Annotated in this window: 17 protein-coding genes; 14 read left to right on the forward strand and 3 right to left on the reverse strand. The window is 63.3% G+C overall.

The window, feature by feature from the left end; genetic code table 11:
* Window positions 1-234 precede the first annotated feature (234 nt).
* On the forward strand, window positions 235-1,197 hold the full coding sequence (locus tag B7G52_RS00005; protein ID WP_096695409.1) for a LysR family transcriptional regulator: 963 nt from the start codon (window positions 235-237) through the stop codon (window positions 1,195-1,197).
* Here B7G52_RS00005 and B7G52_RS00010 read toward each other — a convergent pair.
* Both B7G52_RS00010 and B7G52_RS00015 read right to left on the reverse strand, forming a co-directional pair.
* Window positions 1,194-1,673 carry a tRNA (cytidine(34)-2'-O)-methyltransferase gene (locus tag B7G52_RS00010; protein WP_096695637.1) on the reverse strand — a complete coding sequence of 160 codons (480 nt, stop codon included), beginning with the start codon at window positions 1,671-1,673 and terminating at the stop codon, window positions 1,194-1,196. The two genes, B7G52_RS00005 and B7G52_RS00010, sit on opposite strands and share 4 nt — an antisense overlap.
* A 248-nt stretch (window positions 1,674-1,921) precedes the next feature.
* Window positions 1,922-2,650 carry a ComF family protein gene (locus B7G52_RS00015; protein WP_096695410.1) on the reverse strand — a complete coding sequence of 243 codons (729 nt, stop codon included), beginning with the start codon at window positions 2,648-2,650 and terminating at the stop codon, window positions 1,922-1,924.
* 52 nt (window positions 2,651-2,702) lie between these two features.
* Here B7G52_RS00015 and B7G52_RS00020 point away from each other — a divergent pair, with 52 nt between their 5' ends.
* The 8 genes from B7G52_RS00020 (at window position 2,703) to B7G52_RS00050 (ending at window position 9,218) form a co-directional block, all read left to right on the forward strand.
* Window positions 2,703-3,599, forward strand: coding sequence for a methyltransferase domain-containing protein (locus B7G52_RS00020; protein WP_096695411.1), 897 nt, complete (start codon window positions 2,703-2,705; stop codon window positions 3,597-3,599).
* 146 nt (window positions 3,600-3,745) lie between these two features.
* Window positions 3,746-4,246: a DUF2244 domain-containing protein gene (locus tag B7G52_RS00025; protein ID WP_096695412.1), complete on the forward strand. Its 501-nt coding sequence runs from the start codon at window positions 3,746-3,748 to the stop codon at window positions 4,244-4,246.
* Between the two features lie 127 nt (window positions 4,247-4,373).
* Window positions 4,374-5,579 (forward strand): cytochrome c oxidase subunit II, encoded by a 1,206-nt coding sequence (gene coxB / locus B7G52_RS00030; RefSeq protein WP_096695413.1) that lies wholly within the window; start codon window positions 4,374-4,376, stop codon window positions 5,577-5,579.
* 93 nt (window positions 5,580-5,672) lie between these two features.
* Window positions 5,673-7,307, forward strand: coding sequence for a cytochrome c oxidase subunit I (ctaD, locus tag B7G52_RS00035; RefSeq protein ID WP_096695414.1), 1,635 nt, complete (start codon window positions 5,673-5,675; stop codon window positions 7,305-7,307).
* Between the two features lie 27 nt (window positions 7,308-7,334).
* On the forward strand, window positions 7,335-7,448 hold the full coding sequence (locus tag B7G52_RS23900; RefSeq protein ID WP_240523255.1) for a cytochrome oxidase small assembly protein: 114 nt from the start codon (window positions 7,335-7,337) through the stop codon (window positions 7,446-7,448).
* 3 nt (window positions 7,449-7,451) lie between these two features.
* On the forward strand, window positions 7,452-8,066 hold the full coding sequence (locus tag B7G52_RS00040; protein WP_096695415.1) for a cytochrome c oxidase assembly protein: 615 nt from the start codon (window positions 7,452-7,454) through the stop codon (window positions 8,064-8,066).
* On the forward strand, window positions 8,063-8,272 hold the full coding sequence (locus tag B7G52_RS00045; RefSeq protein ID WP_096695416.1) for a DUF2970 domain-containing protein: 210 nt from the start codon (window positions 8,063-8,065) through the stop codon (window positions 8,270-8,272). The genes B7G52_RS00040 and B7G52_RS00045 overlap by 4 nt, the downstream gene beginning before the upstream one ends.
* A gap of 64 nt (window positions 8,273-8,336) precedes the next feature.
* Window positions 8,337-9,218, forward strand: a complete 882-nt coding sequence (locus B7G52_RS00050) for a cytochrome c oxidase subunit 3 (RefSeq protein WP_096695417.1) — start codon at window positions 8,337-8,339, stop codon at window positions 9,216-9,218.
* A 114-nt stretch (window positions 9,219-9,332) separates the two neighbouring features.
* On the opposite strand, the gene B7G52_RS00055 is transcribed toward B7G52_RS00050, so the two are convergent.
* Complete coding sequence (locus B7G52_RS00055) at window positions 9,333-9,554, reverse strand: twin transmembrane helix small protein (RefSeq protein ID WP_096666720.1); 222 nt, start codon at window positions 9,552-9,554, stop codon at window positions 9,333-9,335.
* A gap of 18 nt (window positions 9,555-9,572) precedes the next feature.
* Here B7G52_RS00055 and B7G52_RS00060 point away from each other — a divergent pair, with 18 nt between their 5' ends.
* From B7G52_RS00060 to B7G52_RS00080, 5 genes are all read left to right on the forward strand, one after another.
* Complete coding sequence (locus tag B7G52_RS00060; protein WP_096695418.1) at window positions 9,573-10,319, forward strand: SURF1 family protein; 747 nt, start codon at window positions 9,573-9,575, stop codon at window positions 10,317-10,319.
* A gap of 108 nt (window positions 10,320-10,427) precedes the next feature.
* On the forward strand, window positions 10,428-11,057 hold the full coding sequence (locus B7G52_RS00065; protein WP_096695419.1) for a hypothetical protein: 630 nt from the start codon (window positions 10,428-10,430) through the stop codon (window positions 11,055-11,057).
* Between the two features lie 130 nt (window positions 11,058-11,187).
* A complete protein-coding gene (locus tag B7G52_RS00070; protein ID WP_096695420.1) occupies window positions 11,188-12,348 on the forward strand; it encodes a heme A synthase in 1,161 nt (386 codons plus the stop codon).
* A complete protein-coding gene (cyoE, locus tag B7G52_RS00075) occupies window positions 12,345-13,262 on the forward strand; it encodes a heme o synthase (protein ID WP_096695421.1) in 918 nt (305 codons plus the stop codon). Before B7G52_RS00070 ends, cyoE begins: the two co-directional genes overlap by 4 nt.
* Window positions 13,259-13,891, forward strand: coding sequence for an SCO family protein (locus B7G52_RS00080; RefSeq protein WP_096695422.1), 633 nt, complete (start codon window positions 13,259-13,261; stop codon window positions 13,889-13,891). Before cyoE ends, B7G52_RS00080 begins: the two co-directional genes overlap by 4 nt.
* Window positions 13,892-14,001 lie beyond the last annotated feature (110 nt).

Here is a 14,001-nt window from a genome sequence, read left to right on the forward strand (position 1 = left end):
AGCGAAGAACTTGGATGCATTCATGATGAAATTTCCTTGGAAGAGTGAATAAACATGTCCGGGCATGGCGGGCTCATTGATCCCGTCTGTCCAGCCTCGGTGAGTCGTTTATTGGTTGCGGCTCATCGATGTATGAACTTTACTGTTGCCTCAAACAAAGAAAAATAGCCAATCCATCAATTGCTAATTGCTGTTCATGGAACAATAAGGGCTTGAATTACTGGTAATTACCCTATGGACCGACTCTTATCCATGCGCGCCTTCCAGCAAGTCGTGGACGACGGCGGATTTGCCGCTGCCGCCAGGACGCTGGACATGTCGCCGGCGGTGATGACCCGCCTGATCACGGATCTGGAGCGGCATCTGGGCGCCCGCCTGCTGCAGCGCACCACCCGCAAACTGTCGCTGACCGAGGCCGGGCAGTCCTACCTGCAGCGGGTGCGCCACATCCTCAACGACGTGGACCAGGCCGAGGCTTCGACGCGCCAGCAGACCGACGAACTGGCCGGCTTGCTGCGTATTCACACCCAGCCCGTGATGGCGGTGCACATCATTGCGCCCCTGGTGGCCGAGTTTCGCCGCCGTTATCCCAAGGTGGTGCTGGACATCACGGTGGACTCCCCGCTGGTGCCGCCAATTGAGGATTACGACCTCACGATTCTGGGCGCCGGCCGGCTGTACGACGCCAACGTGGTGGCGCGGCCGGTGATTGTTTCAGAGGGCCTCCTGTGCGCGTCACCGCGCTACCTGCGCAGTGCCGGCACGCCGCGCCAGCCGGCAGACCTGAAGAACCACGCCCTGCTCAGGCTCAGCCAGGCCGGGATCCGCCAGCGCGAATGGCAGCTGATCAACCCCGAGGAGGAGGACCGCGAAGTGGCCGTGGAGGTCAAGCCCGTCATGATGGCCAACCACAGCGACACCTTGCTGCGGGCCACGCTGGACGGCACCGGCATCAGCGCGCAGCCGCTGGACCTGGTCGCCAATTACCTGCGCGACGGGCAGCTGCGGCGCGTGCTGGCACCTTGGATCACCGGCCGTTTCACCCTGTACGCGGCCCTTCCCAGCCGCAAATACGTGCCGGCGCGGGCCCGGGTGTTCATGGAGTTCCTGATCGAGCAGACCCGGCTGAAAGCCGCCGAGGCCGAGCGCACCTGGCCTTCCAGGGGCGAAGGCAAGGCGAGTGAGCCCGCCGCCTAAACGGGCGCGCCGGGCATGGCAAAGTGGTTTTGCCGCCAGGCTTCAAACACCGTGACGGCCACGGCGTTGGACAGGTTCAGGCTGCGCTGGCCGACCCGCATGGGCAGTTTCAGGCGCTGCGCCGGTGCAAACAGCTCACGCAACTCGGGGGCCAGACCCCGGGTTTCCGAGCCGAACACCAGCCAGTCGCCCGGCGCGAAAACGGCGTCGTGCACCAGCCTTGTACCGCGGGTCGTGAGGGCAAACATTCTTTGCGGGTCGGGCTGCTCGGTGGCCAGAAAAGCGGGCCAGTCGGCATGGCGTTTGAGCTCGGCGTACTCGTGGTAGTCCAGCCCGGCGCGGCGCATGTGCTTGTCGTCCATCGAAAAACCCAGCGGCTCCACCAGGTGCAGGCGGCAGCCGGTGTTGGCCGCCAACCGGATCACATTGCCGGTGTTGGGAGGAATTTCGGGCTCGACCAGAACGATATTGAACATCACCTGATTGTCGCCGCCTGGCGCTTGGGGCACCCTCGCGGGCACACTCTCCGGGGTGCTCTTCCTTCAAGCAGGGGCCGCGGAACCGGCTTGGCCGGGCCGCAGGCGCAGCGTCCCCCTCGGGGCTGGTGCCTGCGGCTCCGAACCTGCTTGAGCAGGTTTGGACAGGCATCAGAAGCGAAGCCTCTGGCGAGCGGCGGCCTGCAAGGTGCAGGGCGCTACACGCAGTGAGCAACCGTGGGGGCACATCATTCGGTGCGTGCAACCACGAGGCCGCTGACGCCGGCGGCGCCAGCATCGCGCAGGGCTTGCGCGGCGGCAAACAGGGACGCCCCGCTGGTCATCACATCATCGATCAGCAGCACGTGGCGGCCTGCCAATTCACCTGCGCGCAGGGGATCGACGACAAATGCGCCCTTGACGTTTTGCAGCCGCGCTTCGCGTTTGAGCTGGGACTGGGGTGGCGTGTTCCTGATACGCAGCAGCAGCCGCGCGTCTGGGTGTGCGGCCGTGCCGCTTTGGCCGGCCAGTGCCTTGGCCAGTTCCCAGGACTGGTTGAAGCCGCGTGTCTGCAGGCGTTCGGCCGACAGGGGCATGGGCAGCAGCCAGTCACCGGACTGCAGGGCTGCCAGCCGTCCCGCAAGGCCGGGTGTCCGCAGAAGCAGGCCGGCAAACACCGCGGCCCAGGCCGGGTCCTGGCCGAATTTGTAGACGGCCATCAGTTTCGACCAGGGATAGGCGTAACTCACGGCGGCAAAACACGCGTCCAGTGGCGGCGGCTGCCGCATGCAGGTGGCGCATTGGGTCTGACCGCTGACCAGACTGATGGCGCAGGTGCTGCAGCGCGCCGCCGGCTGGCCGAAGCGCGCGATGCAGGCCGCGCAGACACGGCACGCCGGCCAGCTGTGGCACACCGCGCACTGGCTGGCCAGATTTTGCAGTGTCAGGAAAGCCGGGGTGGTCAGGCGCAGCGACATCGTGTCAATATACTCGTCGCTCTGCCTGCTTGATTCCTTCCATGTCCCTCTGATGCCCAACGACCGCCCACCCACCCTGGATCCGATGGCTGTTGCCCGCTGGCAACGCGTGGCACCGGCGTCATCGCCCTGGCTGCATGAGGAAGTGGCGCAGCGCATGCTGGACCGGCTGCAATGGATCAAGCTCCAGCCGCAGGCCTGGGCTCACTGGGGGGCGATGCGCGGCGGCATGCAGGCGCATCGGCAACTCGCCGGCCGTTATCCGGATGCCGAGTGTTTCGTGGTAGAAGCCCAGCAGGAGCTTGCGCAGGCAGCTATAAAAAATATAGCGAAATCCTGGTGGAATCCGAAGCGCTGGGCAGGGCCGGCCGTGCATGTTGAGGCCCCGCCGCCGGCTGGGGTGGACATGCTCTGGGCCAACATGGCGCTGCATGAGGCCGCCGATCCGCAGGACCTGCTGGCGCAGTGGCATCGGGCACTGAAGGTCGGGGGCTTTTTGATGTTTTCCTGCCTGGGCCCAGACAGCGCGCGCGAGTTGCGCGAGCTCTACCGGGCGCTGGGCTGGCCGCCGGCCGGCCACGAACTGACCGACATGCACGACTGGGGTGACATGCTGGTGCAAACCGGTTTTGCCGAACCCGTGATGGACATGGAGCGCATCACGCTGACCTACGAGACACCGCAACGCCTGCTGCAGGAGTTGCGCGAGCTGGGCCGCAACTTCCATCCCGCGCGTTTTACCGGCCTGCGTGGACGCGCCTGGAAGGCGCGTCTGTTGCAGGCGCTCGAGCGTTTGCCGCGCCAGAGCGACGGCCGGCTGATGCTGACCTTCGAGGTCATTTATGGTCATGCCCTCAAGGCTCAGCCCAAAGTCAGGGTCAGCCCCATGAGTGCGGTGTCGGTGCAGGACATGCGCGCCATGTTGCAGGGCTCGCGTGGCATTTCCTGAGGCCTGCGGGACGCAGGCAGAACAGTCGGGACTGGCCCTTGTGGCGGCTTTGTGCAAAACAATCCCGGCTACAATCCAGACTCGAATTTTTAGCTATCCTACACAGCTGGCGGCCGAAAGTGCTTGATCAGCGTCAAAGTTGTTTCGTGTTGCTCACCACCCCGTCATTCCGATTTGCCAAGGCGCCCGGCCAGAGCGGTCAGGGGCGGCAGGCTGTCCAGTGGCTGCTCAAGCGCAACTGTTCCGTGACACCAGCGCAACTGGTGTGGCTGTATGTCTCGCTGTGTGTGGTCTCGCTGGGCATTGCCGGATTTTTCTGGGTGCAGGGTGCCACGATGGTGATGCCGTTCGCGTGGCTGGAGCTGGTGGTGGTGGGCGCGGCATTCCGGGTGTATGCCCGCCATGCGACGGATGGTGAACGCATCGTCCTGCAAGGCGGCCAGCTGGTGGTGGAGCTCGAGAGTGCGGGGCGTCTTGAGCGGGCGGAGTTCAACCGCGAATGGGTTCGTGTCGAGCCCAAAAACGGAGATGGCTCGCTGATCGAGGTATCGGGTCAGGGGCGTTCGGTCAGGGTGGGGCGGCATGTGCGTCCGGAGCTGCGGCCGGCATTGGCCCGGGAGATCCGTCACGCATTGCGTGGGTGTTGAGTTGGCCCGGACGACAGCGCGCCAGGCCGGGGCTGTCCGGACGGTGTCAGGCTGTCTTTATAATCAGTCGGTAATTGAGGCATTAAAAGTGATCACGATGAACGTACGCACAACAACAGGGTCAGGCATGAAGCACGCAGTCGAAGTTTTGAAGTCCCTGATCCTGCAAGCCGGCCGCAAGCTGGCTGCTGTCACGGCCCTGTCAGTCGCCTGGCTGAGCACAGCGGCCTACGCGGTCAACGACCTGCCTGGCGGCCCGGCCGTCAACCAGCTCAACCTGCACCCGGCCGTGACCAAGATCGCGCAAGAGCAGCACTGGCTGCACTGGTTCATGATGATCATCTGCCTGGTCATCTTCCTGGCCGTGTTCGGCGTGATGTTCTATTCCATCTGGAAGCACCGCAAGTCCGTCGGCCACAAATCGGCCAATTTCCACGAGTCCGCCACGGTGGAGATCATCTGGACCATTGTTCCCTTTGTGATCGTGATCCTGATGGCCCTGCCGGCCACCAAGGTGCTGGTGGCGATGAAGGACACTACCAGCGCCGACCTGACCATCAAGGCCACCGGCATGCAGTGGAAATGGGGCTATGACTACCTCAAGGGCGAGGGCGAAGGCATCGGTTTCGTCTCGTCGCTGGACAGCACGCAGCGCGAAATGTCCAACAATGGTGGTCCGAAAAAGGGTGAGGCGCCGGATGACTACCTGCTCAAGGTGGACAACCCGCTCGTGGTGCCTGTCGACCGGAAAATCCGCATCATCACCACCGCCAACGACGTGATCCACGCTTTCATGGTGCCAGCCTTCGGCATCAAGCAGGACGCGATCCCCGGTTTTGTGCGCGACACCTGGTTCCGTGCCGAAAAGACCGGCGATTTCTACGGCCAGTGCGCCGAGCTGTGCGGCAAAGAACACGCCTACATGCCCATCCATGTGAAGGTGCTCTCGGCCGAGGACTACAGCAAGTGGGTTGGCATCAAGGTCAAGGAGGCCGCTGCCAAGGCCGATGATCCTGCCAAGGTGTGGGCGCTGCCTGAGCTCAAGGCCCGCGGCGAAAAAGTCTATGCGGCCAATTGTGCGGCCTGCCACCAGGCCAACGGCAAGGGCGCCGGCCCGATCAAGCCGCTGGATGGTTCCGCCATCGTGGTCGATGCCGATCACGGCAAACAGATCCAGGTCCTGCTCAACGGTGCCGCCGGCGGTGCGATGCCGTCGTGGAAAGCCTTGAGCGATACCGATCTGGCGGCGGTGGCCACCTACACCAAGAACAGCTGGTCCAACCAGACCGGCCAGCTGGTGCAGCCCGCTGCAGTGCTGGCCGCGCGCAAATAAGCCGATTTACTCCCGCAGATTCTCAAGCAGCCGGCGACCCCCGGTCCGCCGCAAAGACAAAGCTACAGGCACAAGCCACCAAAGGAAGCCAAGATGAGTGCAGTTCTAGACCATCACGATCACGCGCATGACGACCACGACCATGCCCCGACGGGCTGGCGTCGCTGGGTATTCGCGACCAACCACAAGGACATCGGCACGCTGTACCTGCTGTTCAGCTTCACGATGCTGATGTTTGGCGGTGTGCTGGCGCTGGGCATCCGGGCCGAGCTGTTCCAGCCCGGCCTGCAGCTGGTCAACCCCGAACTGTTCAACCAGCTCACGACCATGCATGGCCTGATCATGGTGTTCGGCGCCATCATGCCGGCCTTTGTCGGTTTTGCGAACTGGATGATTCCGCTGCAGATCGGCGCGGCCGACATGGCGTTTGCCCGCATGAACAACTTCAGCTTCTGGCTGCTGATTCCTGCCGGTCTGATGATCGTGGGTTCCTTTTTTATGCCCGGTGGCGCTCCGGCAGGTGGCTGGACGCTGTATGCGCCGCTGTCGCTGCAAATGGGCCCGTCCATGGACGCCGGCATTTTTGCCCTGCACATCCTGGGCGCCTCGTCCATCATGGGTTCGATCAACATCATCGTGACCATTCTGAACATGCGCGCACCCGGCATGACGCTGATGAAGATGCCGATGTTCTGCTGGACCTGGCTGATCACCGCCTACTTGCTGATTGCCGTGATGCCCGTGCTGGCCGGCGCGATCACCATGACGCTGACCGACCGCCATTTCGGCACCAGCTTCTTCAATCCCGCCGGCGGCGGCGATCCGGTGATGTTCCAGCACATCTTCTGGTTCTTCGGCCACCCCGAGGTCTACATCATGATCTTGCCGGCTTTCGGCATCGTCAGCCAGATCATCCCGGCGTTTGCGCGCAAGCGCCTGTTCGGCTACGCCTCCATGGTGTACGCCACGGGTTCCATCGCCATCCTGAGTTTTGTCGTGTGGGCGCACCACATGTTCACCACCGGCATGCCGGTGACCGGCCAGCTGTTCTTCATGTATTCGACCATGCTGATTGCCGTGCCGACCGGCGTGAAGATCTTCAACTGGATCGCGACGATGTGGAAGGGCTCCATGACCTTCGAGACGCCGATGCTGTTTGCCGTCGGCTTCATCTTCGTCTTCACCATGGGCGGCTTCACCGGCCTGATCCTGGCGGTGGCGCCGATTGACATCCAGGTGCAGGACACCTACTACGTGGTGGCGCACTTCCACTACGTTCTCGTGGCGGGTTCGCTGTACGCGCTGTTTGCCGGCTACTACTACTGGTCGCCCAAGTGGACCGGCGTGATGTACAACGAGAAGCGCGGCAAGATCCATTTCTGGTGGTCGCTGATCTCCTTCAATGTCACCTTCTTCCCGATGCACTTCCTGGGCCTGGCCGGCATGCCGCGCCGTTACGCCGACTACCCGATGCAGTTTGCCGACTTCAACGCGATTGCCAGCGTGGGTGCCTTCTTCTTCGGCTTTGCCCAGGTTTATTTCTTCCTCTTTGTGGTCCTGCCCACCATGCGCGGCAAGGGTGAAAAAGCACCCCAGCGGCCCTGGAACGACCCGGACGGCGCAGGCGCTGAAGGTCTCGAGTGGGAAGTGGCATCGCCCGCGCCTTTCCATACCTTTGAGACACCGCCTCGCCTGGACGCCACAGCGACCAAGGTGATCGGCTACTGATCCGTTCGAAGCAACAAGCCGCGCGTCATGACACCTGAACAGAAAAAGCACAACCTGCGGCTGGGGCTGATCCTCGCCTCGATCGCGGTGGTGTTTTTCCTCGGCTTCATGGCCAAGCTGGTCTTTTTCGGCAAAGGCTGACGCATGGGCCTGAAGCGCGAAAATTTCAGAATGGTCGGCAAGCTGGGCGTGATTGTGCTTGGCATGTTTGCCTTCGGTTATGCGCTGGTGCCGATTTACAAGGCCATCTGCGAGATGACCGGCATCAACATCCTGGCGTTGGGCGACCGGCAGATTCCCGGCGCGACGCCAAAGTTGTCGGCCAACACGCAGGTCGACACCAGCCGCAGCATCACGGTCGAGTTTGACGCGAACGCACGCGGTCCCTGGATGTTCAAGCCGGCGCAGCGTTCGCTGCAGGTGCATCCGGGCGAATTGATGACGGTGATGTACGAGTTCCAGAATGTGCAGAACCGCACGATGTCGGCGCAGGCGATTCCGAGCTACGCGCCAGTGCAGGCCGGCGCGCATTTCAACAAGCTCGAATGCTTCTGCTTCAGCCAGTACACGCTGGCGCCGGGCGAGAAAAAGCAGTGGCCGGTGGTGTTTGTGATTGACCCCAAGTTGTCCAAGGATGTGACCACCATCACGCTGTCGTACACGTTTTTTGAAGTCGGCGGAAAAACCCCGGCCGCTCCGGCAGCAGTGCCTGTTGCCGCCGTGGATCTGGCGCGGCCCGCGCGTGAGCCCGGCGTATGACCACGCCGGTCACCCAGCGCAAAGGCTCCATCTGGCGCACCATCAAGGCGGTGAGCTGGTCGTTTGTCGGGCTGCGTAGCCGGGGTGACTACGAGAAGGATGTGCAGCAGCTCAACCCGGTCCACATCGTTGTGGTTGGCCTGGTCGGGGTGCTTGTTTTTGTCGGCGGCCTGATTCTTCTGGCCACCTGGGTGGTGGGCAAATAGACCGCAGGGTGCCCGCCAGGCCTTGATTATTGAATTTGAGAATTTAGCGAAACAGGAGTTGGAAATGTCTTCAGCAGCACATGCAGGAACCCCGTATTACTTCGTCCCGGCGCCTTCGGCTTATCCGGTGATGGCGGCCATCGGCCTGTTTTTCCTCTTTTTAGGCGCGGGGCAGTGGATCAACGGCTCCGGCTGGGGTGCGTACTCGCTCGCGTTCGGCCTGGCCTGGTGGCTGGGCGTGCTGTTTTTCTGGTTTCGTGCCGCAGTCAGCGAAAGCGAGGGCGGGCTTTACGGCCACAAGATCGACCTGTCCTACCGTTGGAGCATGAGCTGGTTCATTTTCTCGGAAGTGATGTTCTTCGGGGCTTTCTTCACAGCCTTGTGGTGGGCGCGCGTGCACTCCGTGCCTGCGCTGGGCAGTCTGGAAAATGCCTTGCTCTGGCCCGATTTCAAGGCGGTCTGGCCCAGCGTTGCCGCCGGCATGACCGGGTCACCGGCCGACATCATTGAGCCCTTCACGACCATGGGACCCTTCTGGCTGCCCACCATCAACACGGCCTTGCTGCTGAGCTCCGGTGTCACGTTGACCATCGCCCACCATGCGCTGCGTGAAAACCACCGCGGCAAGACGATTGCATTCATGTGGATGACCGTGCTGCTCGGCATCATCTTCCTGTGTGTGCAGGGCTACGAGTACTTTCATGCTTACTCCGATCTGAACCTGAAACTCTCGTCCGGCGTGTACGGTTCGACCTTTTTCATGTTGACAGGCTTTCACGGCTTTCACGTGTTTGTCGGCATGCTGATGCTGCTGTTCATCACGCTGCGCCTGCAAAAAGGGCATTTCACGGCAGACCGCCACTTCGGTTTTGAAGGTGCGGCCTGGTACTGGCACTTTGTGGACGTGGTCTGGCTGGGCCTGTACATCCTCGTTTACTGGCTCTAGAACGCAGGAGCTGCAGCAGGCATTCTTGCCGGGCAGCTTTTGTTTGCCGCGCGCCCTCAGCGGCGAGCACATGAAAGGCCGCTCACGCGGCCTTTGTTCTTTTTTGTTTCTTTTTTATTTGCCCGCCGCAATGCCGGTGGGCTGGATGTAGCCCATTTTCCAGGCGATCAGGATGCAGACAAACAGCACAATTGAAAAGCCGACGCGAAAGGCCAGCGCGCGTGCCATGTTGCCGCTTTTGGCTTTGCTGCCGCTGCCGCCTTTCAACATGAAGAACAGCGCGGATCCGAGGCTGGCGAGGATGGCCAAAAATGCAATGGCGACGAGGTAATTCATGAACCGGATTATCCGCGCATGAGGCCCCCCCTGCCGAGCGTCCGCTTTTGGGTCGTGACCCTGGCCGCCCTGCTGATGGCGGGCCTGACCTTTTCGCTGGGCCAGTGGCAATGGCGCCGCGCCACCGACAAGATCGCGCTGCAGGCTGCGATTGATGCCCAGAACAGGCTCCCTGCCCTGGACAACCGGGCATTGCTGGCGACCAGGGACTTGGCGACGGTGCTGCACCGGCAGGCGTTGCTGCACGGTGTCTGGCAGGAGGCGCACACGGTGTACCTGGACAACCGTCCGATGGGCGGCAAGTCCGGTTTTTGGGTGGTGACGCCGCTGGCGCTGGAAGGCGGGCGGCCATGGATCCTGGTGCAACGCGGCTGGGTGCCGCGCGACTTCAATGACCGCACCCGCCTGCCTGCTGTGCCAACGCCGTCCGGACTGGTCAGCGTGGCTGGCCGCATGGCCCCGCCGCCGTCCAAGCTATATGAATTCGCTGGCGAGACAGGCGGACGCATCCGGCAAAATATCGATGTCGCCGCCTTTGGCGCGGAAATCGGCCAACCCCTGATGGCCGTGTCATTGCTGCAGACCGGTGCCGCCAGTGAAGGCCTGCTGCGCGACTGGCCGGCACCCACCGTGGGTGTTGACAAGCATTATGGTTATGCCTTCCAGTGGTTTGGCCTGTGCGCCCTGGTCGTGGGCCTGTTTGTCTGGTTCCAGCTGATTTCCCCGCGCCGCAAAAAGCGGCATTTACCGCGTCCCCAATCCTGAACGGCGATTTCCAAAGTGCAACCTTCACAGCCCGATCTTTCCCCGTCCCCGACAGGCCCAGCCGGGCCGGGCGCTCAGGACCAGCCCCTGGGTCTGACCGTCCATGCCATGCCGCAGCTCGACGCGGCCGCGGCCGCACGCGCGCCCGATACCCGGGCGGGGCGCTGGAAAATGCTGGCCGTCCTGCTGATCTGCGCCGCGCCGGTGATTGCGTCCTACTTCACCTATTACGTGATCCGTCCGGAAGGCCGGCGCAACTATGGCGAGCTGATCGACCCGCAGCGCCCGTTGCCGGCCCTGGCCGCTGTGGCACCTGATGGCAGCCGCATCGAGCTGCCCGCGCTCAAGGGCCAGTGGCTGCTGCTCAGCGTGGCCGGCGGTGCCTGCGACACGACATGCCAGGAACACCTGTATTTCCAGCGCCAGCTGCGCGAATCCCTGGGCCGTGAAAAGGCCAGGCTGGACCGCGTCTGGCTGGTCAGCGACGACGCGGCCATTCCCGACACCCTGAAAACGGCGCTGCTCGGTTCCACCGTGCTGCGTGTGTCCGGCCTGGACCAGTGGCTGCAGGCCGCGCCCGGGCAGCGTTTGCAGGACCACCTGTATGTGGTGGACCCGCTCGGCAACTGGATGATGCGTTTTCCGGCGAACATGGATGCGGCCGGCGCCGCCAAAGCCAAACGCGACCTCGAACGCCTGCTGCGCGCATCCGCCTCGTGGGACAAGGAAGGCAGGTAATGGCCCCCACGTTCGCGCACTTCGTGTCGCTCTCTGCCCCCCGAGGGGGCCGCTGCGCCTGCTGGCCGGCGGAGCCGGACCCGCGGCCCCTGCTGGCCTGAAAACCCGCAATAACCAGCTCCTGTTAAACATGGACACGCAAGACCTCTACAACCTCAGCCCGGCGCTGCGGCTCATGGGCATGGGCCTGGTGTTGGCCCTGGGCCCGCTGGCCTGGGTCTGGCTGCGCAACAAGAACCAGCCGATGGCGCGGCGCCTGCGGGTGCTCACGCTGGTCACGCTGTTTCTGACCTTTGACCTGGTGCTGTTTGGTGCCTTCACGCGCCTGACCGACTCGGGCCTGGGCTGCCCCGACTGGCCGGGCTGTTACGGCCACGCCAGCCCGGTCGGTGCGCAACAGCCGATCAGCGCCGCGCAGGCAGCCATGCCCAGCGGGCCGGTCACGCATGGCAAGGCCTGGATAGAAATGATTCACCGTTACCTCGCGACCGGGGTCGGGGTGCTGATCCTGACGCTCGCTGTCGCCACCTGGCTGAGCCGCCGAAAGGGGCAGGGCACCGGGCGCATCCTGTCGCCCTGGTGGCCGATGCTGACCTTGGTCTGGGTCTGCGTGCAGGGCGCTTTTGGCGCACTGACCGTCACCATGAAACTGTTCCCGCTGATCGTCACCCTGCACCTGCTGGGCGGCCTGGTCCTGCTGGCCCTGCTGCGCGCCCAGGCCGTGCGTTATGCGCAGGCCCAAGGCGAAACCCTGCCGGTGCCCCTGCCTGCCGCCACGTGGCTGCTGCTGGCCGTGACCTTTGCCCTGTTGTGGGTCCAGATCGCGCTCGGCGGCTGGGTCAGCACCAACTACGCGGTGCTGGCCTGCACCGATTTTCCCGCCTGCCAGGCCAGCTTCTGGCCGCCGATGGACTTCCGGGAAGGTTTTACGCTGTGGCGCGCACTCGGTGCAGGGCTGGACGGTGACAACATCAGCTTCCAGGCGCTGACGGCGATTCACTATGTGCACCGGCTGACGGCCTATGTTGTTTTTGCTGCCCTGCTGTGGCTGGCCAGTCGCCTGCGGCAGATTTCTGCCATGCGTTCCCATGCCCTCTGGATCAGCGGACTGGCCCTGTGGCAGTTTGCCACCGGCCTGAGCAACGTCGTGCTGGGCTGGCCGCTGGTGGCGGCGGTGTCTCACACGGGCGGCGCGGCCGCCCTGGTGGTGGTGCTGACGGGCGCCATTTTTTCGAGCTACCGCACCCCTGAGTTGGCAAGTGCGTCAAAATTGAGGGCTTCCAGCCTATGAATCCCGCCGACTCCTCCGCCTCCGTGGCGGTCGCCCCTTTTGTGCCCTCCAAGTTTGCGCAGTTTTACGCGTTGACCAAGCCGCGCGTGGTGCAGCTGATTGTGTTCTGCGCGCTGATCGGCATGGTGCTGGCCGTTCCCGGCGTGCCCAGCTGGGCCGATGTGAGGTTGGCGCTGGTGGCCAGTGCCGGCATCTGGCTGGTGGCCGGTGCCGCAGCGGCCTTCAACTGCCTGGTCGAGCAGCAGATTGACGCCAAAATGAAACGCACCGCCTGGCGTGCCACCGCCAAGGGGCAGATCAGCAATCCGCTGACGCTGGCTTTTTCGGCGGCGCTGTGTGCGCTGGGCTCGTGGATCCTCTACGTCTGGGTCAACCCGCTGACGATGTGGCTGACCTTTGCGACCTTTGTTGGTTACGCGGTGGTTTACACCGTGATCCTCAAGCCGCTGACGCCGCAGAACATCGTGATTGGCGGGGCCTCGGGGGCGATGCCGCCGGTGCTCGGCTGGGCCGCCATGACCGGCGCCGTGAGCCCCGAAGCCCTGATCCTTTTCCTGATCATCTTCCTGTGGACACCGCCGCACTTCTGGGCGCTGGCGCTGTACCGCGTGGAGGACTACCGCAAGTCCGGCCTGCCCATGCTGCCGGTCACCCATGGCAACGAGTTCACGCGCCTGCAGGTGTTTCTGTACACGCTGGTGCTGTTTGCGGCCTGCCTGATGCCCTTTGTCTTCCAGATGAGCGGCTGGCTTTACCTAGTGGTGGCGATTGGCCTGAGTCTCGGCTTCAGCTGGTACGGCTGGCGCCTGTGGCGCAATTACTCCGATGCCCTGGCGCGCAAGACCTTCCGGTTTTCGCTGATCCACCTGTCTGTCTTGTTTGCAGCCCTGCTGCTGGACCATTACCTCGTATGAGCACCTTCCCCGCTTCTCTCGGCAAACGAAATACTATTAAATTAATAGCTGGAGGCGCTTTTTTGGCGGGCGCTGTGGGCCTTTTAAGCGCATGCTCCGGGGAAAAGAAGCCGCAGTTCACCAGCATCGACATCACCGGCGCCGACTATGCACGCGACTTTGCCCTGACCGACCACAACGGCCAGGCGCGCCGCATCAAGGACTTCCAGGGCAAGGTGGTGGTCATCTTTTTTGGTTTCACCCAGTGCCCGGACGTGTGCCCGACTTCCATGGCCGAGCTCGCCGAGATCAAGAAAATGCTGGGTGTCGACGGCGCACGGCTGCAGGGCCTGTTCGTCACGCTGGACCCCGAGCGCGACACGCAGCAGGTGCTCAAGGCCTACATGGGCAACTTTGACCCGACCTTCCTGGCGCTGCGCCCCGACCTTGACAAGCTGCCGCAGCTGGCCAAGGACTTCAAGATCTTTTACAAGAAGGTCGATGGCAAGACGCCCGGCAGCTACACGCTGGACCACTCGGCCGGCAGCTACATCTTCGATCCGCAGGGCCGAGTGCGCCTGTACAGCCGCTACGGCACCGGCGCGGCGCCGCTGGCTGCGGACATTCGCCTGCTGCTGCTGGGAAGCTGAAGCGCCGCCCGGCTCCGGCAGAGGGGCAAAAAAAAGCCTGCAGACGATGGTCGAATGCAGGCTTTGGCAATCGCCGCTTGCGCAGCGTTGCAGTCAAGGTATCAGGCACG

Origin of the sequence: Polaromonas sp. AER18D-145, from assembly GCF_002379095.1 — a bacterium.
GTDB lineage: Bacteria > Pseudomonadota > Gammaproteobacteria > Burkholderiales > Burkholderiaceae_C > Polaromonas.

Bases quoted from the DNA above. Each gene is read 5' to 3' on its own strand.
- B7G52_RS00045 (WP_096695416.1), top strand. From the start codon at position 8,063: ATGACCACGCCGGTCACCCAGCGCAAAGGCTCCATCTGGCGCACCATC.
- B7G52_RS00040 (WP_096695415.1), top strand. From the start codon at position 7,452: ATGGGCCTGAAGCGCGAAAATTTCAGAATGGTCGGCAAGCTGGGCGTG.
- B7G52_RS00065 (WP_096695419.1), top strand. From the start codon at position 10,428: ATGCCGCAGCTCGACGCGGCCGCGGCCGCACGCGCGCCCGATACCCGG.
- B7G52_RS00015 (WP_096695410.1), bottom strand. From the start codon at position 2,650: ATGTCGCTGCGCCTGACCACCCCGGCTTTCCTGACACTGCAAAATCTG.
- coxB (WP_096695413.1), top strand. From the start codon at position 4,374: ATGAAGCACGCAGTCGAAGTTTTGAAGTCCCTGATCCTGCAAGCCGGC.
- B7G52_RS00055 (WP_096666720.1), bottom strand. From the start codon at position 9,554: ATGAATTACCTCGTCGCCATTGCATTTTTGGCCATCCTCGCCAGCCTC.
- B7G52_RS00005 (WP_096695409.1), top strand. From the start codon at position 235: ATGGACCGACTCTTATCCATGCGCGCCTTCCAGCAAGTCGTGGACGAC.
- cyoE (WP_096695421.1), top strand. From the start codon at position 12,345: ATGAATCCCGCCGACTCCTCCGCCTCCGTGGCGGTCGCCCCTTTTGTG.
- B7G52_RS00060 (WP_096695418.1), top strand. From the start codon at position 9,573: ATGAGGCCCCCCCTGCCGAGCGTCCGCTTTTGGGTCGTGACCCTGGCC.
- ctaD (WP_096695414.1), top strand. From the start codon at position 5,673: ATGAGTGCAGTTCTAGACCATCACGATCACGCGCATGACGACCACGAC.
- B7G52_RS23900 (WP_240523255.1), top strand. From the start codon at position 7,335: ATGACACCTGAACAGAAAAAGCACAACCTGCGGCTGGGGCTGATCCTC.
- B7G52_RS00010 (WP_096695637.1), bottom strand. From the start codon at position 1,673: ATGTTCAATATCGTTCTGGTCGAGCCCGAAATTCCTCCCAACACCGGC.
- B7G52_RS00070 (WP_096695420.1), top strand. From the start codon at position 11,188: ATGGACACGCAAGACCTCTACAACCTCAGCCCGGCGCTGCGGCTCATG.
- B7G52_RS00020 (WP_096695411.1), top strand. From the start codon at position 2,703: ATGCCCAACGACCGCCCACCCACCCTGGATCCGATGGCTGTTGCCCGC.
- B7G52_RS00050 (WP_096695417.1), top strand. From the start codon at position 8,337: ATGTCTTCAGCAGCACATGCAGGAACCCCGTATTACTTCGTCCCGGCG.
- B7G52_RS00080 (WP_096695422.1), top strand. From the start codon at position 13,259: ATGAGCACCTTCCCCGCTTCTCTCGGCAAACGAAATACTATTAAATTA.